The sequence below is a fragment of the Vibrio sp. RC586 genome, assembly GCF_000176715.1.
Classification (GTDB): Bacteria; Pseudomonadota; Gammaproteobacteria; order Enterobacterales; family Vibrionaceae; genus Vibrio.
Window position 1 is genome coordinate 113,715 of the sequence record NZ_ADBD01000013.1, and the last position, 25,198, is coordinate 138,912.

The 25,198-nt window shown below is 44.3% G+C and carries 22 protein-coding genes and 1 pseudogene; 15 read left to right on the top strand and 8 right to left on the bottom strand.

Features of this window, described 5'->3' with window-relative positions:
• Window positions 1-940 precede the first annotated feature (940 nt).
• From VOA_RS04940 to VOA_RS19655, 4 genes and pseudogenes are all read left to right on the top strand, one after another.
• The gene (locus tag VOA_RS04940) at window positions 941-2,062 is read left to right on the top strand and encodes a hypothetical protein (RefSeq protein ID WP_009356085.1); all 1,122 of its coding nucleotides are present in this window, start codon (window positions 941-943) and stop codon (window positions 2,060-2,062) included.
• Between the two features lie 193 nt (window positions 2,063-2,255).
• A complete protein-coding gene (locus tag VOA_RS04935; protein ID WP_009356086.1) occupies window positions 2,256-3,263 on the top strand; it encodes an OmpA family protein in 1,008 nt (335 codons plus the stop codon).
• Window positions 3,264-3,275: 12 nt separating this feature from the next.
• Entirely contained in the window at window positions 3,276-4,106 is an 831-nt protein-coding gene (locus VOA_RS04930) for an Lcl domain-containing protein (protein WP_000760367.1), read from the top strand.
• Window positions 4,107-4,141: 35 nt separating this feature from the next.
• Window positions 4,142-4,345, top strand: a pseudogene (locus VOA_RS19655) (IS5/IS1182 family transposase); the annotation flags it as partial.
• 141 nt (window positions 4,346-4,486) lie between these two features.
• Here the strand turns inward: VOA_RS19655 and VOA_RS04925 are convergent.
• The 3 genes from VOA_RS04925 to rsuA form a co-directional block, all read right to left on the bottom strand.
• Window positions 4,487-5,146, bottom strand: coding sequence for a DUF2913 family protein (locus VOA_RS04925; RefSeq protein ID WP_000024975.1), 660 nt, complete (start codon window positions 5,144-5,146; stop codon window positions 4,487-4,489).
• The gene (locus VOA_RS04920) at window positions 5,146-6,351 is read right to left on the bottom strand and encodes a Bcr/CflA family multidrug efflux MFS transporter (RefSeq protein WP_009356087.1); all 1,206 of its coding nucleotides are present in this window, start codon (window positions 6,349-6,351) and stop codon (window positions 5,146-5,148) included. Before VOA_RS04920 ends, VOA_RS04925 begins: the two co-directional genes overlap by 1 nt.
• 205 nt (window positions 6,352-6,556) lie before the next feature.
• Entirely contained in the window at window positions 6,557-7,252 is a 696-nt protein-coding gene (gene rsuA, locus VOA_RS04915) for a 16S rRNA pseudouridine(516) synthase RsuA (protein ID WP_009356088.1), read from the bottom strand.
• A 131-nt stretch (window positions 7,253-7,383) separates the two neighbouring features.
• Here rsuA and VOA_RS04910 point away from each other — a divergent pair, with 131 nt between their 5' ends.
• The 5 genes from VOA_RS04910 to rplY all read left to right on the top strand — a co-directional run bounded on the left by VOA_RS04910 (window position 7,384) and on the right by rplY (window position 12,131).
• On the top strand, window positions 7,384-9,150 hold the full coding sequence (locus VOA_RS04910; protein WP_000288425.1) for a DEAD/DEAH box helicase: 1,767 nt from the start codon (window positions 7,384-7,386) through the stop codon (window positions 9,148-9,150).
• Window positions 9,151-9,258: 108 nt separating this feature from the next.
• Entirely contained in the window at window positions 9,259-9,660 is a 402-nt protein-coding gene (locus VOA_RS04905; RefSeq protein WP_000547809.1) for a PepSY domain-containing protein, read from the top strand.
• A gap of 11 nt (window positions 9,661-9,671) precedes the next feature.
• Window positions 9,672-10,331: a response regulator transcription factor gene (locus VOA_RS04900; protein WP_000699606.1), complete on the top strand. Its 660-nt coding sequence runs from the start codon at window positions 9,672-9,674 to the stop codon at window positions 10,329-10,331.
• A complete protein-coding gene (locus VOA_RS04895; RefSeq protein WP_001111005.1) occupies window positions 10,321-11,694 on the top strand; it encodes an ATP-binding protein in 1,374 nt (457 codons plus the stop codon). Before VOA_RS04900 ends, VOA_RS04895 begins: the two co-directional genes overlap by 11 nt.
• A gap of 158 nt (window positions 11,695-11,852) precedes the next feature.
• Window positions 11,853-12,131, top strand: a complete 279-nt coding sequence (rplY, locus tag VOA_RS04890) for a 50S ribosomal protein L25 (RefSeq protein WP_000667185.1) — start codon at window positions 11,853-11,855, stop codon at window positions 12,129-12,131.
• 190 nt (window positions 12,132-12,321) lie between these two features.
• On the opposite strand, the gene VOA_RS04885 is transcribed toward rplY, so the two are convergent.
• Together VOA_RS04885 and VOA_RS04880 are read right to left on the bottom strand one after the other, a co-directional pair.
• Window positions 12,322-12,720, bottom strand: coding sequence for a ribosome recycling factor family protein (locus VOA_RS04885; protein ID WP_000454038.1), 399 nt, complete (start codon window positions 12,718-12,720; stop codon window positions 12,322-12,324).
• A gap of 85 nt (window positions 12,721-12,805) precedes the next feature.
• Entirely contained in the window at window positions 12,806-13,159 is a 354-nt protein-coding gene (locus VOA_RS04880; RefSeq protein WP_000821607.1) for a hypothetical protein, read from the bottom strand.
• A 66-nt stretch (window positions 13,160-13,225) separates the two neighbouring features.
• On the opposite strand from VOA_RS04880, the gene VOA_RS04875 reads away from it, so the two are divergent.
• From VOA_RS04875 to VOA_RS04865, 3 genes are all read left to right on the top strand, one after another.
• Window positions 13,226-13,741: a GNAT family N-acetyltransferase gene (locus tag VOA_RS04875; RefSeq protein ID WP_000011352.1), complete on the top strand. Its 516-nt coding sequence runs from the start codon at window positions 13,226-13,228 to the stop codon at window positions 13,739-13,741.
• Window positions 13,742-13,848: 107 nt separating this feature from the next.
• Window positions 13,849-15,552, top strand: coding sequence for a methyl-accepting chemotaxis protein (locus VOA_RS04870; protein WP_000205071.1), 1,704 nt, complete (start codon window positions 13,849-13,851; stop codon window positions 15,550-15,552).
• Window positions 15,553-15,806: 254 nt separating this feature from the next.
• Window positions 15,807-16,994 carry a DUF3103 domain-containing protein gene (locus VOA_RS04865; RefSeq protein WP_000549495.1) on the top strand — a complete coding sequence of 396 codons (1,188 nt, stop codon included), beginning with the start codon at window positions 15,807-15,809 and terminating at the stop codon, window positions 16,992-16,994.
• Between the two features lie 91 nt (window positions 16,995-17,085).
• Here VOA_RS04865 and VOA_RS04860 read toward each other — a convergent pair whose 3' ends face one another.
• Together VOA_RS04860 and VOA_RS0118540 are read right to left on the bottom strand one after the other, a co-directional pair.
• Window positions 17,086-17,694, bottom strand: coding sequence for an HAD family hydrolase (locus VOA_RS04860; protein ID WP_001007819.1), 609 nt, complete (start codon window positions 17,692-17,694; stop codon window positions 17,086-17,088).
• Window positions 17,695-17,877: 183 nt separating this feature from the next.
• Window positions 17,878-18,060 carry a hypothetical protein gene (locus tag VOA_RS0118540; protein ID WP_000481434.1) on the bottom strand — a complete coding sequence of 61 codons (183 nt, stop codon included), beginning with the start codon at window positions 18,058-18,060 and terminating at the stop codon, window positions 17,878-17,880.
• Between the two features lie 230 nt (window positions 18,061-18,290).
• On the opposite strand from VOA_RS0118540, the gene VOA_RS04855 reads away from it, so the two are divergent.
• The 3 genes from VOA_RS04855 (at window position 18,291) to VOA_RS04845 (ending at window position 23,507) form a co-directional block, all read left to right on the top strand.
• Window positions 18,291-20,057: an SgrR family transcriptional regulator gene (locus tag VOA_RS04855; protein WP_001281660.1), complete on the top strand. Its 1,767-nt coding sequence runs from the start codon at window positions 18,291-18,293 to the stop codon at window positions 20,055-20,057.
• A gap of 122 nt (window positions 20,058-20,179) precedes the next feature.
• Window positions 20,180-20,923, top strand: a complete 744-nt coding sequence (locus VOA_RS04850) for a MipA/OmpV family protein (RefSeq protein ID WP_000773188.1) — start codon at window positions 20,180-20,182, stop codon at window positions 20,921-20,923.
• A 163-nt stretch (window positions 20,924-21,086) separates the two neighbouring features.
• Complete coding sequence (locus VOA_RS04845; RefSeq protein WP_000287256.1) at window positions 21,087-23,507, top strand: M9 family metallopeptidase; 2,421 nt, start codon at window positions 21,087-21,089, stop codon at window positions 23,505-23,507.
• Window positions 23,508-23,535: 28 nt separating this feature from the next.
• Here VOA_RS04845 and VOA_RS04840 read toward each other — a convergent pair whose 3' ends face one another.
• On the bottom strand, window positions 23,536-25,197 hold the full coding sequence (locus VOA_RS04840) for a response regulator (RefSeq protein ID WP_000235133.1): 1,662 nt from the start codon (window positions 25,195-25,197) through the stop codon (window positions 23,536-23,538).
• Between the last annotated feature and the right edge of the window lies 1 nt (window position 25,198).

Below are 25,198 nucleotides of genomic sequence, written 5' to 3' on the forward strand. Positions count from 1 at the left end.
TCAACATTCTATAATTCTACTCGTGTCAATGATTTCTTAGTTATAGGTCCGAAAACTTATAAAAGAATGAAAGCCAGATTAGATAAAAGTGAGACTATGATTATGAGTTTTAGTAGTGGGCTAGAATTACCAAGTATCGCTCCCATAGCAAATACTTTATTACTGAAAAATACCTATATCCACAAATAACTATACGTAACACGTCTAAACCAATCCCGTCAAAAATAAGTGACGGGATTGATTTATCGATCAAATCTACTTATTGAGCACGAAAAGAAATCGGAATCTCAGCCAACTGTGTGCCTTGGTTAGGCTTTGTTGCGTAATTCGGTCAGAGAACCAAAATGCCTACAATTGGTTAAAACAATCCGTCCCTCTGAGTAAAAATAGAAACTACTCCTACTTGTCTATTAGTCATAATGCAATGACAGAAGAGACTTTTTTTAAACAGTTAAAATCTGAATTTAATCAAAAACACAAACATACATAATTATTACTGTCAAGTTTCCGTTGAATGCTTTGTCGATGTCATGTTAAAGATGGGCTTCAACATCGTTGCTTGGGAAGGTGAAAGTGACATAGGAGCAATAAGTATTGGATCAAAAAAATATATGACAGCGATTATGCATATAGAGACATGTGAACTATTTTCTCAGCCGGAGTTTTTTACATACTAACTCATAGTCAATCGAATTAAGCAATCTTGGGTTTATTGAATAATATTCACAAGTCCTAAAGATCAAAAAAATAACAATAGCTGACACCTTGCACATCTTGTTTCATAGAAATAAAACTAATAAGAACATTAATGAATATGCTTAGCATATTGCCGTTTCCTAAATAATAACATGCCTTAGCAACGTGATAAAAATATGGTCTTATTAACTCGAGGCTCAATATGAGTCTCATAGTAATTTAGCTAATAATCGTAGGTCGTACAGTGAAAAATAAAAAAGTAGCATATAAATCTATTGTATCAGTAGTAGTGGCATCAATGGCTACATTCGTTAGTGCAAATGAGAATACAGAAACTGCTATTAGTATTTCTAAAGTAGGCATGGATAGTATTGGGGAAGTCATCGCTCATGGAGCATCAAATTATCCTACCGCTTTCTCAAAAGTATCTGGTTATGCATCTATTGCATCAGTAGCTGGCAGTATTGCACAAAAACTAACTAATATAGCTGTGCAAGCAAATATAAGTAAAAAATGCAAATCAACAAATAGTTACAACGAATTAGAAAATGTTTGTGAGTATGCTCCTAGCTTTCAAGAAAATCGATTTTGTGTAGTTAATGTAGACAACAAGATGCGCAACTCTGCTCGTTTTGAAACAGTTAAGTGGGAAAGTGACTATGGAACTCTTGGGGAGGTTTTAACAAAAAATACAGTTAAACATAAAGAAGAACTGTGTATATCCCGTTCTGTAGAGCCTATATTTCTTGAAATATATAATTCATCGAACAAGAAAACGTTTTCTCGCCCCATTCCTCTTGATTTATTCAATGGTGAATTTGGTGGAATTGTTAAAAATGGCACATTTCATTTAAAAAGAAAAGTCAACAAATTCCATGACCTTTTAGGTTATCACTTGTGCCCAGATATTATGTACAATTCATCTGGTTTTAATACCCAAGATGCCCTTGCCAGACGCTGCCTCGATAGACTGAAAGAAAAGGAATATGGCACAAAAAACAATGAGCTAGATAAATTATTCACAAGAACTATGGCGGATCAACATTGGTCATCACTATATCCTCAATTCGATGGTAAGTTTAATGATGAATACATTATGAAAAATGCAGGTATTGATACTAAATCTCATCAATATTCAGCAAGGATTGGTGGACTATTTATATTAAAAAGTGACACTTATGTTTTCATAGATCCTTCAGTAAATTCTGCTAGAAAAGAAGGGGGGAAATTAGATGATCTTGTTGTTTATAATGATTTCTACATCACTGGGCACACTGTAGGGAAAGGCTCTATAGCCAATATGGGAAGTAAAATCTCAAGTTCATCACTTGGAAAAATCATCACTGAAAACAATAGCCTCTTTTAGTTTATTTATCAAACTAAGGCTGCCATTTATAATAATGGCAGCCTTGAACAATCTAAAAACAAATTCAAGCAATGAATAAAAATTGTCTTGAGCAAAAAGTATTTATTTCTCTTTGTTATAGTTTAATATCTGTAGAAATAGATAGTAATGTAAATATTAACTTGATGACAAAAACTATCTACCCACATATTTTATGAAAATAAAAATATTATTTATAATCAATTTCTTGGCGGTCAATTCATGGGCTGCTACCGGATCCTCTCCATTTTTTATGGGTGTAAAGTACGGCTATCAATTAGCTTCTGACGATGCTTACAAATACTCAACACCCACTGGCTCGATTTGGGGAATTTATGCTGGCTTGCAGTTTTCTCCGAGTTGGAGTTGGGATATTGGCTACCAATATCATGATGAATTAAATGCTGATATGACCTCGGTTACTGTGAACACGTGGTTAATTGAAAGTGCGCTACGTTACAATTGGTATCTACAAGACAACCTAAGTCTATATGGCCGATTTGGTGCGGCGTATTGGAATATGGAGAAAATGCAACCTTCATTAAATCAGGTCTCTGCAACTGGTTTATCACCTCTTGGAGAGGTAGGGGTAAGTTATAATTTAACTCCTCGTCTTAGTTTGTCCACAGGCTACCAGTACATTGATAGAATAGGTAAATCAAACACCGGAAAATACGATAGTCATGCGGCTTTGATAAGCCTCTATTACACCTTTGGAAATACAGACCAATCAGTTTTAGTTGACACTAATTCAACGCCTGTAATTGACGAATACTCAGTTCCTGCTGAAGAGCTTGTATCGGTTGAATTATTGCCTAAAACATTCATTTTTTCTGCAAAAAATATGGATGGCTTTTTTGAAAATGATTCTAGCAGACTTAGCCATAATGTTATTGAACAGTTATCTAACATTGCCGCAACGCTAAATAACCATCCCCAATCTCGTGCCGTTATTGTTGGTCACACAGATTCAACTGGCTCAACCGCTTACAATCAATTGTTGTCAGAAGATCGTGCTCAAGAAGCCGCTAATCTACTTATCGAATTGGGTGTTACACCAACACAGATTGAATGGCGGGGCTTAGGGGAATCTAACCCTATTGCCGATAATCACACCGCAGATGGCCGGGCTCAAAATCGCAGGATAGAGATCACTATCCCTAGTTTTCAATTTCAAGAATAAGTTTGTATCAGTATGAAGAAATATCTTAAGCCTTTATTTACGCTTGTCCTTATACCTCTAGCAATATTATTAGCTGGTTGCAATTCAGAAGGAGCTTTCACCAGAGGTGAAATTCATAAGCCACAAGTAACGGCCACTCTGATCGAGATTACGGTTACCCCTACGCCTGTTTTAATGTTAAAAGGCCGCACACAACAGCTAGTGGCAATCGCAAAGTACGATGATGGAACAGAGGTTGATGTGAGCAACTCTGTCATTTGGGAGATAGTGGGAGACCCAACAACCACGCAACTATCACCTATAGGATTACTAACTGCACTCAACGCTGGTACCACTGAACTGATGGCGGCAAAAGATGGTATAAGCAGCAATTTGGTTAATGTAATTGTCTGTGATAACTTAGCGGCTCAATGTATTGACACCATTGATGCTGGGAATGGGAAACTGTTTACTAGCTCACCATCTGTGACTTATCTAGACAGTATTGGAGGTAGTGCAACAGATGGGCAGTATTCTGGCGATGAAATATCTAGCCCTTTAGGTAGCTTCTACACATTCAATCTGGCTAGTGCGCATGCTCTTTGTGCAACTTACAATACTCAGAATCTCGCGGGCCGATCCAACTGGCGTTTAGCCTCACGAGATGAGCTAAAAACGGAGTTGTATGATATGTACGGCAACATGTTTAACAGGTTAGGCTGGCCAAACCATTTCCAATACTGGTCGGAAACCACTCCCGATCCTGGAATTCCAGCTAATTACGCAGTATCTCTTACCTATGGCAATATTATGCGTGTCGATACTAGTCTTGTACGCTCCGTTTCCTGCGTATCAAATCCTTAGTGTTTTATGGTGATTTCATAGCGTTATCTTGTTTAGAAAAAGGCCATCCAAGAAATCTTGGTGTGGCCTATCAGAAGTTGTATGGCTCCAAGAAGAACTGGAAATAACGGTATGGTTACCACAAGCGTTCTATCTCAGAAACAGCTATGCATCGGGTAAAACAGCTGCTAGGTGGAAAATTAAGTCTGAGAAACGACAACGCTCAGGTTGGTAAGGTTTACGCCATGATCAAATTATAGGGTTAGGTATGTCTGAATGACTAAGATGCACACAAAGTGGGGGGATTTGTCTCCAGCCTGAATTACACAACAAAGCCGTAACACTTCTAAACCAATCCCGTCAAAAATAAGTGACGGGATTGATTTATCGATCAAATCTACTTATTGAGCACGAAATGAAATCGGAATCTCAGCCAACTGTGTGCCTTGGTTATCAGGGAAAATCAGGTATTCACCGTGATATTTCACATTCGATTTGTAATCAGTCTGCTTGTGAACCATAAATCCGGCAGCGAAAGCTTTTTCAACAAAGCCGGCGTGATGCCCACGCACAAACCAGTTCATTGGTTTTACTAACAACTCGCCATCGAAACAGGCTTCACACTGCACGGAACACAATGCCAATGAGTTCTGACCATCAGTAAAAATCTGTACTTTGCCTGCATTCACTAATGGTTCAGAGGTTGAAACCTCCCAACCTGCTTGCTCCATCTCATCCAAGAAAGCTTCGATCTGCTTATCGGTAATCGGCGTATGATCTTGCTCAGCAAAGAAATGGGCGTAATACGCAGAAATGCGTTGAAACGTCGGTAACAGTTGTGATTCTGTCCCTTTTGAGCGCCCTGCTTTCTGCCACTGAGTTAAATTGTCACCCACACAACGATGAAAACGTTGTGCTTTCAGTGCTTTGGTCACCCAGTGCACCAAAAAATGGTTATTCGCCACAGGCGCATTCGCCAGTTTGCCCGCTTTATGCTCGGCCTCTAATTCTGCCAATGCAGTGTTCACCACATTTTGAATTTCTAAATGGTAGTTCGCCATTACGCTTTTTTTCCTAACGTCCAGTAAAAGGCGCCTGATAACACAGAGCAAGCGGCCATCACAAATATCATTGGCCACGTTTCAGTACCTGGCATTGCAGCCACCACTGCACCTACAATCGAGCCGGTACCAAAACGCAGCGTCCCCGCTAATGACGAAGCCGTGCCCGCCATGCGTGGGTATTTACTCAGCAGTAATCCCATGGAGTTACTGCCTATCGTTGAAATTGTGCCAACAAACAGCACCACAAAAGGTACGGTTCCCCACAATCCCCAATTCATTAACCAACTCGTGAATAGACCAACCCCAGCAATCAACTGGATAGATAAGCCAAAGCGCAGCATGTTGTGCGAGCCTACTCGTTTTACAAAACGGCCGTTAATGCTGGTCATGGCAATCATCGCCACGATATTCAGTCCAAACAGGTAACCGAACTCACTCGGGCTGACACCATAAATATCGATGTACACAAACGCCCCTGCGGTTAAGAAAGCGAACATTCCTGCAAATGAAAAAGCACCCGAGAAAATGAGCCCCATCGCCACTGGGTTTTTGCAAAGATTATAGTAGTTACGAATGGTGCTACGAAAACGCAATGGTTGACGATTCTCAGGACTCAGCGTTTCTGGGATTTTCCACATGACCATAGCGATCACAAGCGCGGCAAACAGTGCCAATACCCAGAAAATCGAACGCCAACCGAACCAAATTGCTAAGTGCCCGCCAATCATAGGCGCCACCAAAGGAGCCAGCGTCACCACTAAAGTGACAAACGACATCGCTCGCGCAAAATCTTCGCGATCAAACATATCGCGTACCACGGCTTGGATGACTACCGCGGCAGCTGCGCCCGCAAAACCTTGCGCAGCACGAACATAGGTTAAGGCATCAATACCATCCGTAGTGGCACTGACCATCGCTGCGATGCCGAATAAAAAGATACCGCATAACATCACGGGGCGGCGGCCATAGCTGTCAGCGAGTGGACCATGTAGCAACTGCCCTATCGCAAAGCCAGCGGTGTATGCCGTCAGGGTAATTTGCACCGCACCTGCATTCACACCAAAATCGCGGGCAATGGTTGGCATGGCAGGTAAATACATGTCGATCGCCAGCGGTGTCAAAGCACCGAGCGCACCGAGCACAATATAAAGCAGCAAACTCATTTGCGGAGCTTGCTGAGTATTCATGGATGAGACAGACATAATTCTCCGTAGAACTAGGTTAATGTGTTGGCGAACGGCACAAGGCTTACGCTAATCAGAGATTGCTCGATGGGGCGTCGATACGTCAGCAACTTGAAGCGGCATCTTCAAGTGGAACTTCCCCGATGGTTTTAAAGTATGGTCTTAAAAAATGCCGCGATTCACTAGTTCTAATTCGGAAACAATCTATTTCCTAAATCTCTGTTTATTTCCAGATTGAAGCGACTTCATCTTCCGTTAAATAACGGTATTCACCCGGTTCTAAGCTTTCATCCAGCGTAATTTGACCAATTCGCTCACGATGCAACCCAATGACTTTATTACCCAAAGCCGCAAACATGCGCTTCACTTGGTGGTATTTACCTTCATGAATGGTCAGCAGCACTTCGGTTTCACTAACCACTTCCAGCTGTGCAGGTAAGGTCAACTCGCGTTCACCGCGTAATTCGATGCCTTTGGTGAATTGCTCAGCGTAATCACCTTGAATGGGATCTGCCAACCACACGCGGTACGTTTTCTCACACTTATGTTTGGGTGAAGTTACACGGTGTGACCACTGACCATCATCGGTAATCAGCAGTAAACCTGTGGTATCCACATCCAGACGCCCTGCAAAATGCAAATCTTCAATATTCACTTCGTCAAGCAAGGTAAAAGCAGTTTGGTTAAAACCATCCTCATGTGAGCAGACCACACCGTCAGGCTTATGCATCATGATATAGCGTGGTCCATGCAGCGTGATTTCGCGATCTTGCCACTCAACACGTGACGTCTCTTTGAGCTTGAACGCACCGCTTTTTTGTACAACATCATCAACGGTCACTTCACCTCTTTTGAGAAGTTGAGTGGCCTCTTTGCGCGTCGTACCGAGCGCATCACACAGGAATTTGTCTAAACGCATGCTTACCTCATCTGCTTGAAGTCGGCTATTATACAGACCTGTCACGACAATTACCCAGCGCAATTGCATCTCACGCGTCCTAAGCGATGCAAAACACATCAATTGCCCAAAACTTCGGTAACTCCCAACGGATGTATACGTTACGACCTTATCAAGCAGACTCAGTTAAAGCGGTAGTACACTATTTTCGCCAGCACTCGACCCCAGCCGTGATTGTTCTGCCAACCGGTGCAGGCAAAAGCTTAGTGATTGCTGAACTCGCCCGCTTAGCACGGGGGCGAGTTTTGGTGTTGGCGCATGTCAAAGAATTAGTTGAGCAAAACCACGCCAAATATGAAGGCTATGGCCTGACGGGAGCGATTTTTTCAGCCGGATTAGGCCGTAAAGAGACCGATCAGCAAGTGGTGTTTGCCTCAGTACAATCGGTAGTACGCAACTTAAGCGAGTTCCAAAATCAGTTCTCTTTATTAGTGATTGATGAGTGCCACCGTGTACCGGATGACAAAAACAGCAGTTACCAAAAAGTGATCGGCCATTTGCTGGAACTCAATCCAGGGATGAAAGTGCTTGGGCTGACGGCTACGCCGTATCGGCTCGGAATGGGATGGCTCTATCAGTACCACACCCGCGGTTTAGTACGTAGCGAAGAGCCCCGTTTTTTCCGCGATTGTATTTTTGAGCTGCCGATTCATTATCTGCTCGACGAAGGTTTCCTCACCCCCGCAAAACTGATTGATACCCCAGTGATGAGTTACGACTTTTCACAGCTTAAACCAGCGAATACGGGGCGCTATCGTGAATCTGAACTCGATTTAGTGATTGAACAGTCACAACGCGCCACACCGCAAATTATCGCGCAGATCATTCAGTTTGCTAAAGATCGACAAGGCGTGATGATTTTTGCTGCGACCGTGCGCCACGCCGAAGAGATTTATCGCTTACTGCCCACCGAGCACTCCGCGTTAGTGATTGGGGATACCCCAACGCCAGAACGTGACCGCATCATCCAAGCCTTCAAACAGCAGCAGATAAAGTTTTTGGTCAATGTGTCCGTGCTCACCACGGGGTTTGATGCACCGCATGTCGATTTGATTGCGATTTTACGCCCCACCGAGTCGGTCAGTTTATATCAGCAAATCATTGGCCGAGGGCTGCGCCTCTCCGCAGGTAAAACCGATTGCTTGCTGCTCGACTACGCGGGAAATCAGTACGACTTGTATCAACCTGAAGTCGGTGACCCAAAGCCAGATTCAGACAGCGAAATCATCACCATTCCCTGCCCCGCTTGCGGTTTCAACAATAATTTCTGGGGCAAGCTCGATGCGAACGGCTTCTTGCTTGAACATTATGGTCGCCGCTGCCAAGGTTTTTTCACAGATGAAGAGACAGGCGAGCGTGAACATTGTGGTTATCGCTTTCGGGCTAAATACTGCAATGAGTGTGGTGCGGATAACGACATCGCAGCGCGCATCTGCCATGAATGTGATGCCACCTTGGTTGACCCTGATAAAAAGCTCAAAGAAGCGCTCAACCTGAAAGATGCACTGGTGTTTGAATGTACCGACATGAGCTTGAAAGTTCATAAAGACGCCAAGGGGAAAAGTCAGTTGCAAGTGACTTACCACGGGCAAGATGCGGTGCAAGTACACCAATTTTGGTCACTAGGCACGCCACGCCAAAAGCAGCAATTTCGCGATCAATTTGTACGCCCACATTTGGCGGATAAACATCGGCCTTTTGAGGCAACAACGCCGGCGAAAGTGGTGGATCATCAGCACCGTTTTCGGCCGCCATTGTTTGTGATTGCTCGTAAATCTGGCCGCTTTTGGGCAATTCGTGACAAAGTGTTTGCCGATGAGTTTGCCTCTTCAACCGAGAGCAAACCATTTCAGCCCTAGAAATAGCGACTATCCCCTGCAAGCCGGAAAGAGTTGAAAATGAATTCACTTTCTGTTCATTTTTCTCCGGCTATACTCGGCAACAGATTCAATATTCAGGTATTTACTATGCACATTCTCCGTATGCCGCTGAAGCCGCAAGCGAGTACCCTACTCCTGCTGCTCTTTTTAGGGTTCACATTTCCAGCTCACGCTGATAACAAAGTGCGAGATTGGGAACAAGGTTCGTATCGTGAAGGGACGCAAATCGAAATTGATGAAGACCAAGATGATGTTTACCGCGCCGTTCAAAAAGGTCTCATTCGTCCATTTGCAGAACTCTACGCAACGGTTGATCAACAACTGAATGGGCGCTTAATCAAGGTTGAACTTGATGAAGACGACAGCGAATGGATTTATGAGCTGAAATTGGTGTATGACAACCAAGTGTTTCGTGTGGAATATAATGCAGCCACGCTTGAATTGATGTCGATTCGCGGTCGCAACGTCATTCGTGCCATAAAAAAATAACCGAGCAAGCCATGAAAATATTAGTTGTTGAAGATGATGTACAGTTGGGTAACCAAATCCTATCTGCCTTAGATCAAACGGGCTGGGTTCCCGAGCTCTCACAAGATGGGATTGATGCGCTGTATCGCGCCACTGCCGAAGAATGGGACGTAATTGTGCTCGATCTCGGCCTGCCCAAATTGGATGGATTGACCGTACTCAAAGGTATTCGAGATGAAAACATCAACACACCTGTGGTGATTTTGAGTGCGCGAGACACCCTAACTCAGCGTGTGGAAGGTTTAAATGCGGGTGCGGATGATTACCTTACCAAGCCATTTGAAATGGTGGAGCTGATCGCTCGTATCCGCGCTCAATTACGTCGCGCTTCAGGCAACGCCTCTCCAGTGATGCAAGTGGGCGATCTCAGTTTAGATACACGCACTTCCAAAGTGATGTGGCGTGGACAAGCCATTAGCCTCACTGCGTTGGAATATAAAGTGATCGCTTATTTCATGCATAACCCAGAGAAAGTGATTTCACGTACCGAATTGGTAGAGCACATCTACAAGCAAGATTTTGATCGCGACTCCAATACCATTGAGGTATTCATTGGACGCCTGCGTAAAAAAATTGCACCTGACGTGATCAAAACCGTGCGTGGTCTTGGGTATCAACTGCATGCCTGCTAAGCCACGCGCCTTACGTCATCTCAGTTTAAAAACCCGCTTGCTGCTTACGGCCACGTTGTGGCTTAGCGCGATGATCTTAGCGGCGGGCTACCTTATTCCAAACCTCATTCATCAATACTTGATTCAAGATGTGCAGAGCCAGTTACAACTCTCGATGGATGAGATCACCGCCAATCTGGAAGCCAATCCGCAAGGGCAGCTTACCCTTACAACTCGCCTTGCCGATCCACGTTTTGCGCAGCCATATAGTGGGTTGTATTGGTCAGCCACCTTGGGTGAACAAACCTTGCGTTCACGTTCATTGTGGGATCGTTTTTTAACCGAAGAATCGCATGTGCACGACACAATTTATCGCGGTGCAAATGGTGAATCTTTGATTGTGCTAAAACGTACCGTTTATTTACCGGATTTTTCACAGCCAATCACCATCACAATTGGCCTAGACGATGCACCACTTAAAGCGACATTGCAGCGAGTCAGCAAAGAGTTGTGGATGATTTTAGGACTGCTGTTTAGTGGAATACTGATTTTGATTGGGGCGCAAGTAACGTGGTCACTTCGACCACTTTCGAAAATGCAGCGTGAACTGGCCGCATTGCGTAATGGCCAGCAAAATTCGGTGAATGGCGATTACCCGAAAGAGATTTCACCACTGGTGAATGACCTCAACGCTTTACTGTTCCACTACCAAGAATTGCTAGAACGAGCGCGTCATCATGCGGGTAATCTGTCACATGCACTGAAAACGCCACTCTCCGTACTTAAAAACGAAGTCGCGCAACTGGAAAGTTCACAGCTCAAAGATCGATTGCAACCTTCCGTAGAACAGATCCAACAGCAAATTGACTATCATCTTGGCCGAGCTCGTATGGCAGGTTCCGCCAACATTCTTGCCGTCAAAACCTCGCCAAGTTTAAGGGTGGATGCGATTTCGCAAGCATTTGACAAAGTCTATGCCGAACGAGAAATCACGCTAGTTAATGAGCTTGATTCTGAATTGGAAGTGGCCGTTGAACCGACTGATTTTGATGAAATGATCGGTAATATTCTCGAAAACAGCTATAAATGGGCAAACAGCTTAATTCGCGTCCATAGTTATCCGATGGATGAACACTGGGTGCAAATTTGTATTGAAGATGATGGACAAGGCATTCCGGCTGAAAATATCGAGAAAGCATTAAAACGTGGGGTTCGCTTAGATGAAACCACACCCGGTACTGGGCTTGGCCTTAATATTGTGAGTGAAATGGCGCACAGCTATCGTGGCGCTCTGGCGTTGGGTGAGAGTCGTTTGGGTGGTTTAAAAGCAACGCTCACGTTAAAAAAATCGTCACACGATGCAAAAGCAGTCAAATCACGCTAAAAACCGTATAAAAGCCGATTTTCAGTTGCTCGACCAGCCAATGAATGCTAGTATCCGCGCTCGTTTCTGACCCTATTTATAGGCTTAGAAACTCTACGACACGGACAAGGTCGCATTGTTCTGTCACTCTGTTTTTTACTAATTTGAGAGTAAATACTATGAAATTCGAAGCAGTATTACGTACTGATCTAGGTAAAGGTGCGAGCCGCCGCCTACGTAACACTGGTTACTTCCCAGCGATCGTTTACGGTGGTGAAGCAGCTCCAGTTTCTATCTCACTGAACCACGATGACGTGATGAACCAAATGGACAAGCCTGAGTTTTACGAAGCTATCGTTCTGGTTATCGACGGCCAAGAAGTGAAAGTGAAACCACAAGACGTTCAACGCCACGCGTACAAGCCAAAAGTTGAGCACATGGACTTCATCCGTATCTAATTCCCTACCAAGGAATTATTCGGATTAAATCCAGCCTTTTGCATAAATAAGATCATCGGCATTACCAACCGAGAAATCTAAAAATTCGAAACCCCGATAGCTACCAACTGTCGGGGTTTCACCGTTTTAGACACTTGAAATACTTCTCACCGTGCTGCTATTAGCAATCACATCAGCAAGATGTATGTCTTCAATCCAGATCCTCAGCAAAACGTGCGGCTCGCGCTTGAATCAAGCTGCAATGAGTAGCTGCCATCAGTTCTGCTAACGTTATCGACGGGTTCTGCGCAATTAAGCGCTGCAATTTGGCTTCTAAAGGCTCTAACTTATCACTGTGCAACCTTAATCCGGCGTCTAACTTTTTGATCAAATACTCAACTTCACGGTCATCTTCCGCTCTAAGTTGAATAAGAAAAGCCTGAATAGCCATCGCCTCCCCCATCAACTGCCAGTTGCGTGAGCGGCGAATACGTTTGAACTCACAACCCAAGGGCAGAGCTTGCTGCTTCAAGCGCTTTACTGTCTCCCCACCGACACGGTGAATCAAAGAAGGCAACATAATCGCCACCAATTGATCGGTTACTTCCACTGAGCGGTGCCTACTATCAACACGATTTTATCTATTTCCTTTTGGTTTACTGAAACGACTTTCAAAATAATTCATGTTGTTCTTTTTATTCGGCTCGTGACGTGAGTTGATAACTCACTTTACCTTGACGTTCAAGTGTAAAAATCCACACGCTCTCATCCAGTTGAAACCGATATTGATTAGCGGACTCTGTGGCTTCAAGCAGATCAAGAAATGACATCAGGTCTGTTTCTGCAATCACAAACGATCCTTCTGAACGATTGCTATCCAAATCATTGATAAGTTCAAGCTGCGTGGTTGAACTCGGTAAAATCGGCGGTAACCAACCTTTCTCAAAGAGATGATCAGCTTGCGCTTGCTGAAAATTGGCATAATGATGTTTTACCGTGTCAGAACAACCCGCTAAAACAACCAGCAAAAGGAAGAGTATTCGTTTCATTATAATCTCTCGAGTTATGATAAAAATGGGCGGAACACATCCAATACCATAATGAAGGAAGGTAACATGTCATTCGTGTGTAAAACCGATCGTTTAGTGATTCGTCACTTTGAACTGCGTGATAGTGATTTCATCATCCGCTTGCTCAATGAAGAGTCCTTTATTCGTTACATCGCAGACAAAAATGTTCGTACCACACAAGAAGCGATTCATTACCTCACCCACGGTCCTATAAAAAGCTATCAGGTGAATGGCTTTGGCTTAAATATGGTTGAGCTAAAAACAGACGGCACACCGATTGGTATGTGTGGTGTACTGAAAAGGTCAGAGCTCGATACTCCTGATCTTGGCTACGCATTTTTACCCGAACATTGGCGAAAAGGCTATGCGCAAGAAGCCGCAATTGCCGTTTTACAGCACGCTTTTCAGCATTATGGACTAGAGAAAGTGCTCGCCATCACCTTACCGGATAATCAAGCTTCCAACGCCCTACTACGCAAGATCGGCTTTCAGCCATTGGGTACCCAGATTCTGTATGGTGACGAAAATAACTTGTATGGATACGTGAAACCCAAAGCATGATCTACTTATCATAACGTTATGAAAATACTTTAATTCACACGCTGGGAGCCATACTAAAGTCAATACAACTCTTTAATTAATATTTTTACTACTTGTCGGAGTAGAACATGACTTCTTATGCAATGAATAACGCCCATCGTGACAGAGCTAAAAATACAACAAACTCTCTACACAGCGTCAGTTTTCGTTTGAAGTTGATTGTAGTATTGATTGCTGTCTCCATCCTTTATCTCGGATTTAAAGGCCTTACCGGTATGCAAAATGCCTCACATTCTATTGAGTTGCTTTACTCAAAAGGAATGCAGCACACCATTCGAGCCGGCCGAGTGTTAGATGAGTTAGGCACAGCGCGAAGCCAACTACTCCTCGCTTTTCAACATGAACCTTTATCTAAATATGCGCTTTTACATGATCATCCCATTGAACGGCACATTGAAAGCATTCAAAGCTCTCTCACGGATTTACATCGCATTATTGATAACGAGATTTTAGCAACCGAGTTAGATACGCAAGAAAAAACCGTAATTAACACTCTGAAAGAGAAGCTAGATCAAGTGACCAAAAGCGGTTTTGAACCTGCTATTGAACAACTTAAAGCAGAGAATTACGATGCCGCCGACCTACTACTACTGCAAAAAATCAACCCTATTTATGGTGACATCAAGCAAGCCGCGGAGGTGTTTCTGGATATCCAGATCCAAGAAGGCAGGGATAATTTTTTATCTTCGCAGCAAGAGATACACCAGTTTATTTGGGGTGTAGGTCTACTTGGGTCACTGGCTTTGATCATCACCATAACGTTTGCATTGCTGATTGCTAAACGGGTAAATGATGCGGTGCAGCAATTAGCCGATTCCGCCACCACCATTGCGGGTGGCGATCTTACACAGCGAATCCCAGTGACTGGTCGTGATGAGTTTTCTGATATAGCTGAATACGTGAACCGTATTGTGTCTAGCTTCCAACACGTCATTAGCAATAATCGACATTCTGTCTCGGCACTGGCGACTGCCGCAGAGCAGAATGCCGCGGTGGCCATGCAAACCAAGCAAAACATTGTTGAACAACAGTCGCAAACACAGCAAATCGCCACTGCGATTCATCAGTTTACGGCTACGGTGCATGAAGTGGCACACAGTGCAGGTTTAGCGGCCGAAGCTTCGGAAGAAGCGGAACAAGCCGCAGCACAAGGACGTTCCGTGGTCAGTGAAAACATTACGATGATTGAGGGCCTATCGAATGATTTGCAACAGATGAGGGAGTCAATGCAACTGCTGGCAAAAGATTCGGAAGATATCGGCAGTGTCATTGATGTCATCCAAAGTATTTCGGAACAAACCAACTTGCTAGCTTTAAATGCAGCGATTGAAGCGGCCCGTGCCGGAGAACAAGGTCGAGGCTTTGCGGTTGTCGCAGATGAAGTTAGAACACTGGCGAGCCGCACACAAGAATCCACCAAGCAAATCTTACAAACGGTACAGCGTTTACAACAGAGCAGCCGAGATTCAACCCAGATGATTGAACAAGGAGTCGATAGCGCAACAAAAGCCGTTGAAAAATCACGCTTAGCCGGAACCGCTTTGTCACAGATTTCTGCCAATGTCGATCGTATTTCAACCATGAACACCCAGATTGCCGCGGCTTCAGAAGAGCAAAGTGCCGTCACAGAAGAGATCAACAAGAATATTAGCGCGATCAGCGAAATCTCTAATCAAACCGCAGTAGGTGCACAACAAAGCTCAGAAGCCACACTCGAACTGGCCAGATTAGCCGAGGATATGCAGGAAGAAATTGCGCGCTACAGTGCTTGAAATGAGACAATTAGGCTAAGGGCAGATAACTCTGCCCTTTATTCTTTATTTTCAACGTTATTCAGCTATTCCTAAAGTTCTATCCGTAATCAGCCACGTATTTCACCTATCTACTGACCCTCACCAGAATTTGATCTCGAGCCATAAAGATAACTTTGCTGAATATTTCCGCTCTGTAATACGCACAAATCGTGGTAGGTTTAGCGAAGTAGAGTTAAAACTCTATTTCACTACAACAATAAAAGGGTTCATCTATGCATAAACCACTCTCCACAGCAGTGTTCCTGACTTTTGCTTTACTTGGCTGCCAGTCAGAAGAAACGCAAACCACCTCACTCAATTCGCAAGCGAAAGCGGATGCAGTCGTGGCACAAAAACGTCAATTGGCCGAATCCTTCAGCCAACACTATGCAGCCTATGCACAAACACTAAAATCGCAGATCACGGCAGAAAATCTCAGTGTTTCTGTGTCTGAATTGGTCGACGTTGCACCGAGTGACGAATTCAGCCAGCAACTGCGCTCCGCTGATAAAAGCGTGCGATCTTTGAAAGGTATTGAACAATATACAGATCAATTGCTGCAATTGCGTTTAGCCGATGCTTCCATGTTACAAGAATGGAAAGAGGGTCAAAGCCCACTATTTGCTTTTGAACCCAGTGGTAATGATGATGCATGGCAATACATTGAGGCGTTTGATGTTTATGGGCAAATCCACCAACTGGATGTTTATCAGTTACCGGATGTACCCGTTTTTGTTGTGGATAACGACAGCGCTATTGAGCTGAAAGCAGGCTTACAAGCCATGCGTGCCGAAATGCAGCGACTTGGGCAAGATCCACAACTAGCTACGGAAGAAAGCAGCTCTGTTGAAGCTTCCACCCGTGCACTTAACCGTTCCGCCAATGCAAGTACTCCCCCACTTTCAACGACTGTGTTAAAGAAAATCCGTTTGCAGGATGACAAAGAACCTTGGATTTCTGGCCGTGCCGAAATCTATGCTTTGGTGACAGGGGTGGATCCAAGCCGAGATAAACCAACGCTCGATCTTATTGAAATGCCTTATCTGGATTACGATCAACAAGATTATTTCCCAAATCAGGTCGTTATTCACTGGTCTCGTTACCATTGGGGCGCTGCCGATATGGTACTGATGGAGCAAGATGATGGCACTGACTATAAGGAACTCGCTAAACAACTGGTTAAAGTTGCAGAAGAGGTGCTTAAGTTGATCCCTGATCCTCAAGTTCAGGGTTATGCCATCATCGCGCAAATCACCGGAAAAATTATTGAAGCCATTCCCGATGGCGTATTGGTTAACGATGATGACTTTGTGGATGTGTTTTATACCCTAATGCAAAACACTTCCTACACAGATCATCCGGCCGCCAGTGGCAATGCCGTGGCAACCTTTGAACCACTGACGATTAATCCAACCCAATAATCGTGGTTTAAGGATAAAAATAAACCCAAGGCTAGCTCACGCCGGCCTTGGGTAAAAACGGGATATCACATCTTCGCACAATCACTGTGCGTTAAAAATTTAGCCCTAACTTTACAAGCTCTTTTCTTGCTTGCTCGGCATCCATAAATTGAAAGGCATGGAAACCCTGTTGGCGCGCCCCTTCAACGTTCGCGGGCATATCATCCATAAAGACACTTTCTTGCGGATCCAAATACTGGCTTTGTGCAAGATGTTGATAAATCGCCGGATCTGGTTTGAGAAGGCCACATTCGCTCGATACAACCGCGCCTGTAAATTTAGGCCAAAAATCATATTGGGCTTTCAAATAAGCAACAATTTCATTCACATTGTCGGTCAACGCATAGAGACGATAACCCGCTTGGATAAGATCATCCATCAGCTTTTGAGTTCCCGAAAGTAGCACTTGTGTCTCTTTAATATGGAAAAAAAGCTGCTCTAACGCATCAAGAGAAAGCCCTAATTGCTGATGAAGTGCGCGTTTAACCTCAGCCTCGGTGTATTTTCCTTTATTCAAATCACGCCAAAACTCACTTTTGAATACCGCTTTCGCCATAACAGCGCTTTCTTCCCCCTCACCAAAAGTCAGTTGGGCAATCTCTTGCGGTGCCCATTTTACAATCACATTGCCAACATCAAATACCACATTACGAATGGCCATTTCCGACTCCTTCTGATTGGGTTAGATGCGAGATTTTAACTAAATCGTTAGTTTATTATTGGTTAAGTGCTCACAAAGTCACCACGCATTTCTCTTTAATGAGAACAGGGAAGAGAAAATGCAGCACTCGCGACCTTGGCTTGGGGGAAGCATCAGGAGCAATGTGGCGAGTGCTGCTGGTTATTAGTGTTGGGAACTATGATGATGCCGTTGGTTATAACCAGCTGTAGTATCAGACACACGAGTAAACAACAGCTCAAATAACGCAAACAAAGCCATCCGTTCCAATGTCGTCTTACTTTGCTCCAACCGCCGCTGATAGTAGGTCGCCATCGTGGCTGGCTCATTCGCTTTTTCATTGAACATACACAGCACTCTTTCTTACTTTGATACCCCTATTATCTCCTCAATTACGGAACTCAAAAAACAGAGCATTTTCTTTTCATTTGCTCCGTATTCGTTTTTAAACGGCCAACTATCGGCATAAAAAGCCTAAAAATGGCAGAAATGAGGAACAAAGTCAGTTCAGGTTTTCTCCATTAAACATCCAAATTTTCACTACAATAGCCACACATGAAATGACTACGGGGATAACCGTGTCCGACCTCAATTTATTGCGCTACTACGCTCGCCTAACACCATTGGGGGTGGGTTGTGATATCAAAACCACTTTGCCAGAACTGGCTGAACGGTTATTTACTAGCCCGCGTCATGCCAGAAATGTATTAGCGCGCTTAAATCAGTTTGGCTGGTTAACTTGGGCTCCCAAGGCTGGACGACATCATCGTTCCCTGCTGCATTTACACATTGAGCTGATACAACTCAAAGAAGAGCTCGCGGCGAAGCGAGTTCAGCTCGGTAAATATGAGAAAGCGATGGTGATTTTGGATAACGATGAAATCGCCTTTGCCAAACTGCTGAAAAAAACCTCGGGGGCGAGTTTGCAAGAAGGCCGCCTACACATTCAACTTACCTATAAGCGCCCTTTTGAACCTTTATTGCCCCACCTTCCTCAGCGTAGCAGTGAGCGGTTTTTGATTCGCCAAATTTACAGCTGCCTAGTCAGTTCGGATGCCAATGGGCATGTTCAACCAGAATTAGCGCATCACTGGCACTATGATCTGCAAACTTGGCAATGGACTTTCTACCTGCGCCCAGAATTGACCTTTCATAACGGCATCGCGATTGACGCAAACACCATTGTCAGCCTGTTTGCTAAGCTCTCAAGCCTAGAGACACATCAAGACGAATTAGCCCATATCACCGATATTCATGCACCAACACCGTTTAAAGTGGTATTTAAGTTGCAACGCCCCGACCCCGGTTTTGCTGGGATGATCTCAGGGGTGAAATACGCGATTCAGCCTGTAAGCCAGATTAATGACAGCCAATACCATGGAGAGCAGATCATCCCTGTCGTTGGCTGTGGTCCATTTGAAGTGCAAGAACACACCGACAACAAACTAAAACTGAAAGCTTTTAGTCAGTTTTATGGCTGTCGAGCACTGACTGATCGCGTCACCATTTGGCGAGTGGATGAAGAGCGTTTAAACGAGCCGTTAATTGAAACCAATCAGCCCGAAGCCAAAACGGCAAGCTGCCATCACCAAGTTTCGATAACGGGAATTCCTCACCCTCTTTCCTCTACTCAACATCAGAGCCGAGTCGAAGATGGCTGTTTAATGGTGTTATTTAATCAGCAAGCTCCAAACCCGCTCACTCAAGCACAAGCGCACTTACTGAGTGAGATACTCAATCCTAGATCGATTGAAGGAGAGATGAATCAACAGGGGGTAATATTTGGCGTTGAGCCGGCTCATAACTTACTTCCTTTGTGGCGTGCGGTACTAAAATCCCCCGCACCAGATGTTACTCTGCCGAGAAAACTGACTCTTGCGTTGTACAACTACACTGCACTGCAAATCTGCGCTCAATCCATAGCAAGACTGTTGGCTAAACAAGGTATTACTTTAGAGATCCAAACTTATACCTACCGTGAACTCAATCAGCGAGCGCGGAAGGGGGAATTAAATGAAAATTTGGTGCTCACTAACATCAATCTGGATGACAACCGCCACGCGTCCGCTTTTGCCATGCTATTTAGTAATCCCATACTGCATGCATGCGCTTCACCAAATGATAAGGCGTGGTTAATTCAGCAATTAGACACGGTTCGTGAGCAAGTACCATTACAGGACTACCTACATCAACTCGAACCGATTGCTTCTTTGTTGGTCAGTGAATCCTGGCTCGCCCCTCTTTTTCATCATCGCCAGACTTTGCGCTTTCATGGTGTTTTGCATGATGTTGAATTGACCAATTGGGGCTGGCCAGACATTCGCAATGTGTGGTCTACCGATTAATTTCATAACTTCATTCAATAGTTAGGAAAGAAATTGTCTGCTGAAAAGTTCTATATACCCACGATGTGGCGTTATCGCCCTTAGTCGTACGGCTTAGCACTCACAATCAGGAGACCATAATAATGAAGCTCAACATTCCATTACTGACTTTGCCTCTTCTCGCGGCCATGCCATCGGCTTACGCGACTGAACAACCCGATTACTATGACTATGCCTTTGTAGGCGGTAGTTTGGTTTATGGCGAATCAGTTTTTCGTTCACAAAACGAAGAGGCCGGATTCTCACTGGAGCCTAATCTTTTTTATAACGGTCAATATGGCTTTGTGGATGGTTCATTGGCCAACCTTACCCTATTTCATCCTTGGTTTGGCTTAAGTGGACAGTGGCGGTTTGCTGAAGTTAGCCAAGACTTTGATGAAATCCCATCAGGTATCGACGAACGTAAAGGCAATGGTGAGCTAGGTATTACCTTTGGTAGCGTTGGGGCAAGAATCACTTACTTGCATGATGTCACCAACCTACATGATGGTTATGAAGTGCAATTGCATTTAAGCCGCAGCTTTACTACACCAATATCACAACTGACGCTTACACCTTACGTAGAAGCAGATTATCGCGATGCAAAACTTTCACAGCATCTTTACTCCGTTTCCTCCACGGAATCGGGCCGCTCTCGTTTACCCGCCTTTGATGCGTCAAGCACTTGGGTTTATCAAACGGGGTTGATTGGTATTTACGACTTTGGCAATCGTTGGATTAGCCTTGCAAAAATTGAATTGGAGCACCATGACTCGGCGAGCCCCTTACTACAAAGAGAGTTGGGATGGGATGTCACTTGGGGTGTCGCCTACACTTTTAATCTTTAGAAATAGGCTACTCCTATCTTAAATTTTGATTCATCACAGAAAATAGAGTTAAGACTCTATTTTCTGAATTAACCTCATAGTTTCTATGTAATTAGTTTCACGAAATTAATGGCGAGACGTATAACCCACACCTCCAATATATTGATAATAAATAGGTGTTACTGTGTACTCTCAAAAACGCTTTCAACGTCATCGTCTCGCTTTAGCTTGCTTAGCTGCTGGGTTTTCTCATGTTACTTATGCAAAGGCGGGGTGTGAAATATCGGCACTGCAACAAGCGCGCGATCTTCCGGCCAAAATCGCCGCAGCCAATCACTCTTGTTATAGTGCTTGGTTTTATGCTCCAACAACCACCTTGGAAAACATCTACAGCGAGGCTTCTCTCTCCAACCTACAGATGGTCTTGGATGCCGAAATTGCTCGCTACACAGGTGACGCAGAGCAAGCTCGCCGCTTAGAAAATTACGGTGAATTTATTCGTGCAGCTTATTACGTGCGTTATAACGCCGGCAATCAGCCCTATTCTCAAGGTTTGAGTCAACGTTTTGGTCGCTCGATTGACCGTTTCTTGCGTCACCCGAATGCCTTTGATCAAGGCCGCGAACAAGTGGGGGCAATGAAAAGCCTGAGCTTGATGGTGGATAACGTGAAACAGTTGCCTCTCACCATGGATGCCATGGTTTCTGCTCTCCAACGTTTTAACCCAACTACCGCACAAGAGACTCAATGGGTGGATGGTTTAAATAACTTATTCCGCGCGATGTCTGGTCACATAGCGAATGCGGAGTTTTATCACTATCTCGCAGCCAACACACAACACATTGATACTTTGTATAAATTTGCTCTGGATAATGAATGGGCCTTAGAGACTGAGGCTGAATTTTTGGTTTACAACGCACTGCGCGAAACCGGCCGTCTACTCGTCAGCCCTGATGTCGTCACTAAACAGAAAGCCTTGCAGGTGATGCAGCAGATGATCGCTCGTTATCCTTTGGGAAGTAAACACGATAAATTATGGCTCGCTGCAGTTGAGATGCTTCGTTACTACGCTCCAAATGCATTACAAGAACTGGGAATTGATCTAGAGAATGCCAAACATGATTTAGCCGCGCGAGTTTTACCTTATCGTTTTGAATGCCAAGGACCTGCGATCATTCGCTCGCAAGATCTGTCTGATGATCAAGCAGCCCAAGCTTGTGACATCCTCAATCAGAAAGAGGCTGATTTTCATCAAGTTGCCAATACAGGCTTTGCTCCTGTTGAAAATGACCACAATAATCGGGTCGAAGTGGTAGTGTTTGCCAATAATGATACTTACGTTAACTACTCTTCGTTCCTGTTTGGTAATAGCACGGATAACGGTGGGCAATATTTAGAAGGCAATCCAGCCGATCACAGCAACCAAGCACGCTTTATTGCCTACCGCTATGCCAACGGTGCTGAACTATCGGTACTCAATCTAGAACATGAATACACTCATTATTTAGATGCTCGTTTCAATCAGTATGGTTCATTCAGCGACAATTTGGCTTACGGGCATATCGTCTGGTGGTTGGAAGGTTTTGCTGAATACATGTATTACAAGCAGGGTTATCAAGCCGCGGTGGAGTTAATCTCACAAGGCAAAATGAGCCTTACCGATATTTTTGCAACCACTTACTCACACGATACCAATCGTATCTATCGTTGGGGGTACTTAGCTGTACGTTTCATGCTGGAAAAACATCCGCAAGAGGTGGAAAGCTTACTGGCACTGTCACGCTCAGGCCAATTTGCACAGTGGGCACAAACCGTCAAAACCATGGGTGATAGTTATAATGCTGAGTTTCAGATTTGGCTAGATACCGTACAGAGTGTCATTCCAGAAACACCGGAAGTACCGCCAACCCCAGAACCACAACCGGAAGCCGTAGCACAATTCGTTGCTAACACCTCTCTCTCCCTAACCGGACAGACCTACAGTGAACACCTATTTTATGTGGATGTCCCAGAGCATAGCCGCGAGTTTGAGGTTTCCATTTCCGGTGATGGTGATGCCGATCTTTACATGAGTTATCAGCAAGTCGCCCATTACTATGATTATCAAGTAAGCGAGTTTACCTACGGCAGCAATGAGTTGATTGCCTTCAAACCTGAGCAAGATGGTTACATCAAACCTGGGCGTTACTACTTAAGCGTTGCTGGGCGTTCAGATTACTCAGCCGTAACGCTCAATGCTCATTTAGTGACAGAACAACCCAGTGAGCACCCAGAGTTCAAAGATGATCTTGCACCTTTGCTATTAGAGGCGGGGCAATCCCAACACCTTACCGTACACCAACAACGATATGTCGCTATTTATGTTCCGGAAGGGGTAACTGAAGTACAGGTTTTGCTCACCGCTTCAATACAGAATCAAGGCGATATTGATCTCTTTGCCGCTCAAACATATTGGCCCACTCGCGAGCAGTTTGATCACGCCTCAAACAATAAAGGCAGTAATGAATACCTTAGCATCCCAGTCACTCAAGCCGGCTACCTGCATTTTTCATTAAATGCACAAGCCATAGGTGATAGCGTTGATATGATTGCTTATTTCAATTAACCCTAAGACTGCCCTTCTACAAGGGCAGTCAAACTTCAGAGGGTTCAGCTTGCGTAGCGTGGTATCGATGACGAAAACTCATCGTTTTTTTATAAAGACCTGCATAGTCGGCCTTAGCCAACTCCTCTTCACTCATTAATTGCTGAATGGTGCGATGACAACGTTTTAGTAGCTGTTCCGCTTCACTCTCACTGAGTTTATGTGGCCAGTAACGCGACAAAATGGTTACCACTTTCATACACACGGTACGTAAGGTTGGACAACGATGCAAAATATCCATGTAGATCTCAAGCAGCGTATCTATGGTTTGCTGCTTATTACATAATGCATGATAGCGCTGTTCCAACCATTCCAGTTTATCGAGGTTACTCTGTTTCAACGATTTCCCTAAGGCAATTTGGCTTTCTAAAACAATGCACGTTTCTTGATTCAAAAGCGCCTCGTTGCACCAACCAATACACTTGGCAAACTCTGAATCGAACCCCATCACATTGAGTAGCCAAGTAAAATGGTAACGATCTTCAAATAACTCGAACGGTTTGGCGCGGTAAATTTTGTTTAAGATATCCACCGAAATGCCATATTCACCCTCTTCCAATGCAAGATGCGCTGCCACTAACTCTAATTGTGGCAGTAATTCCTCATGCTGGCCTTTATCGTAAAGCCCTTTGAGGATCGATTTCGCTTCCTGTAACCATTGCTCCCGTTGTGGTGATGGTGCTTGCCGCACGGCGTACAACAGAATCCGGATAAAATTAAGGTGCATTTGATGAGTATTACGATGGGTCTCTTTGTTAATTTCCACATACAGCCGGTAACGCTCAAGCGCTGAAACGGTATCCCCTACTGACAAACACAAATTAGCCAGAACCCACTCTCGATCGGAATGCCCTGGCACAATTTGGTTAGCGATCTGCAGATGGTGAATCGCTTCAGGAATGGAATTATTGCTTAGGCTGATGCTGGCGGCTTCTACCCGCGCGCGTACATTATTGGGTGCTTTGGCCAACAGATCTTGGATGATTTGCGCCGCTTCCACTTGCCTGCCAGTCTGCTTTAAAGCATTCGCAAGACCGATTTTTGCCCAGTCAAAATCTTTGTGCTCTAACGTTTCTAGGTAGACCTCTCGCGCATGGTCGAAACGGCGCAACTTCGTTAAAAAGTCGCCGCGGAATTTTTGGATCACAAAGTAGTAATCGGCATGGAAAGGCTCAAGTTCATCACACAAACTCAAACCCAACTCAGCATCCCCATCGCGCTCAGCTTGATACAGAGCTTTAAGTGCATGTTTGCGTGATATCGCGTTAGTTAACCGCTCTTGAAGAGTCAAAATGTTGAAGGGCTTAAGTATGTATTCGTCCGGCTTGAGCTCCAAAATGGAATGCACCACGTAAGATGAATTTTCGCCCGTTACCAAAACAAAAACCGCTTCCTGTTTGATGAGTTTATAGTGTTTTAACTCTTCAAAAACCTGCTTACCATTCAATCCTTTACCGAAATTATAATCGCAAATAAAAATATCAAACTTCTGCCGCCCAGCCATAAATACCGCAGCGCGTGGGCTTTTACTCCACACTAAATTTGGTTCGGAAAAACCCAGTTTAAGCAGCATACTGCGCAAGCTGGCGATCACGATCGGGGCATCATCAATGATCAATACTTTAAGTTCTGAAAAAGGAGGAGTTGCCATA